We start from the raw sequence: 2373 nt of genomic DNA, 5'->3' as shown, positions 1-2373 counted from the left end.
ATGCGGTTTTAGGGGCTTTATCAATATATCGCTGAATAGTTTTAACGGAGCATTTATATTTTATGGCGAGTTCTTTATAAGTTTGTTTTCCTTGCGAATAATCTTGCCAAATATCAGCAGGATTTATTTTATGTTGAAAGGTGAATGTTTTATTACAGCAATTACATTTATAACGTTGAGTGTTATTTTGTGTACCGTGCTTCTTTATATTCTGATTTTTACAAAAAGGACAAGTTTTTTATTCATTTTCAAAAAAAGTGCGTTAAAGCCTTGTACTATAAGCTCTTAACGCACTTTTTAGCAACCATTTTGTCCATTATGCCTTTTTTATTCTAATTTGTTACGGGGCAATATGATGTTGATAAGCTTGTAAAGTATTTTGCATCAGCATTGCAACAGTCATTGGACCGACCCCACCCGGAACAGGTGTAATATAGCTTGCTCTTTGAGATGCTTGCTCAAATTCAACATCGCCAACTAATTTACCGTCAATACGGTTAATACCTACATCAATCACAATAGCCCCTTCTTTAACCCATTCACCAGAGATAAATTGAGGTTTCCCTACTGCAACAACCAAAATATCAGCCTGACGGATATGAGAGGCGAGATCTTGGGTAAAACGATGAGTCACAGTAACAGTACAGCCAGCTAATAATAGCTCTAATGCCATAGGACGACCTACGATATTTGATGCACCTACGATAACAGCGTGTTTACCATAAAGATCAACTTGGGTATTTTCTAATAGTTTCATTACCCCATAAGGTGTACAAGCTCTTAATGTTGGAATACGTTGGCATAATCTGCCTACATTATATGGGTGGAAACCATCAACATCTTTATCGGGTTGCATTGCTTCGATCACTTTGGTGCTATCAATATGTTTAGGTAACGGTAGCTGAACCAAAATACCATCTACACTTTCATCCTTATTTAATTCATCAATTAAATCTAAAAGTGCTTGTTCTGTGGTTTCTTGAGGAAGATCGTATGATTTAGATTGAATACCGATTTCAGCACAGCTTTTTCTTTTACTTCCAACATACACTTGGGAAGCAGCATCTGACCCAACTAAAATAACCGCAAGTCCTGGCGAACGGTATCCTTGTTCAAGATAATGTGAGATTTGGGTTGCTACTTCATTTTTTATTTGGTTTGAGATGGATGTTCCTGAAATAATATTTGCAGACATTGTTTGGCTCCTAGTGATACGAAAACGTTTGCTATTCTCTCAAAATTTTTGCTTTTTGATAAGTCTTAATATGTTTAACGTTCAAAGAACAGTCATTCAAATAAGTTGAAATTAAAAAGAGATTGACGAAAGAATAAAAAAAACTATAATTCAGCACATCTTACGTCGGCGAGTAGCGCAGCTTGGTAGCGCAACTGGTTTGGGACCAGTGGGTCGTAGGTTCAAATCCTATCTCGCCGACCACTTCTTTTTTATAGAACTATTCTTAATATTATCTATTTATTGCGCCCTTAGCTCAGCTGGATAGAGCAACGCCCTTCTAAGGCGTGGGTCAAAGGTTCGAATCCTTTAGGGCGTGCCATTATTTTCTTTATATTTCAATAAGTTACAAGTTACGCAACCAATCTTAAATGTGTTTTTTCAGCTTGGTGTGTCGTAAATGTGCTGTAAAATTCCACTTTGTCAGCATGCTCCATTAAATGATCTGCATTTAGGTGGGCGTATTTTTTTACCATTTATAGAGTTTCCCAACCACCAAGTTCTTTCAGTACAAATAATGGTGTACCTGATTGAACATGCCAGCTTGCCCAAGTGTGGCGTAAATCGTGGAAGTGAAAATCTAAAATAAAGCATTTTTTCGTTGCAAGATTAAATGCCTTGCGGTTAATATCATCAAGTGGATTTCTATTTCGCCCGGCGTAATGGACAAAAATGTGGGATTTTTGTCCATTTTCTTTTCAAGTGGACAAAAGTGTGGGATCTCCACTATATAGTCAATTAACACCAAAATATCCCATCAACCCCTGCTTAATAGTTTCAAATTCAAATAAATGACTTCTAAGCCATTGCTTAATTGTTGCCCAACTGGGTTCTATGGCATTTAACTCAGGTGAATAAGGGGGTAGGGGCAGAATAATGTGTTTGTGTCTTTTGTCATTGGTATTGTTGATGCTATTGGCGTCTGTATTTGTTTTGATACTGTCATTAATAATTTCTTGTAAGTGTTTCATTCTATGAAATTTGGCATTATCCAAGATGATGATTGATGGACGGTCTAATTGGTTTAAGGTGGGAAGCAGCATATCTTTAAACCATTTTTCAAATAAACAGCTTGTCATGGTATTTTGATATATCATCGGAGCAATCATGTTTTTAACACGATTACCCATTTGTGCTGC

General features: G+C 36.6%; 2 protein-coding genes, 2 tRNA genes and 2 pseudogenes. 2 read left to right on the top strand and 4 right to left on the bottom strand.

What is annotated here, in order from left to right; all coding sequences use genetic code 11:
- Positions 1-208: pseudogene (locus A1D25_RS11290) on the bottom strand (IS256 family transposase, variant Zn-binding type); the annotation flags it as partial.
- 132 nt (positions 209-340) lie between these two features.
- Positions 341-1195, bottom strand: coding sequence for a bifunctional methylenetetrahydrofolate dehydrogenase/methenyltetrahydrofolate cyclohydrolase FolD (folD, locus tag A1D25_RS08050; protein ID WP_157395171.1), 855 nt, complete (start codon positions 1193-1195; stop codon positions 341-343).
- A gap of 166 nt (positions 1196-1361) precedes the next feature.
- Here folD and A1D25_RS08045 point away from each other — a divergent pair.
- Together A1D25_RS08045 and A1D25_RS08040 are read left to right on the top strand one after the other, a co-directional pair.
- Positions 1362-1438 (top strand) — tRNA-Pro (locus A1D25_RS08045).
- A gap of 41 nt (positions 1439-1479) precedes the next feature.
- Positions 1480-1556, top strand: a tRNA-Arg gene (locus A1D25_RS08040).
- Positions 1557-1587: 31 nt separating this feature from the next.
- Here the strand turns inward: A1D25_RS08040 and A1D25_RS08035 are convergent.
- Both A1D25_RS08035 and A1D25_RS08030 read right to left on the bottom strand, forming a co-directional pair.
- Positions 1588-1905 (bottom strand): annotated as a pseudogene (locus A1D25_RS08035) (tyrosine-type recombinase/integrase); the annotation flags it as partial.
- A gap of 63 nt (positions 1906-1968) precedes the next feature.
- Positions 1969-2373 (bottom strand): transposase (locus A1D25_RS08030; RefSeq protein WP_205420595.1); only part of this gene is annotated, 405 nt, incomplete at its 5' end.

Source organism: Ursidibacter arcticus (assembly GCF_009761375.1).
In the GTDB taxonomy this organism is placed as follows: domain Bacteria; phylum Pseudomonadota; class Gammaproteobacteria; order Enterobacterales; family Pasteurellaceae; genus Ursidibacter; species Ursidibacter arcticus.
The sequence above is the reverse complement of the archived record's forward strand: the minus strand, read 5'-3'. Positions and strand labels throughout refer to the sequence as shown.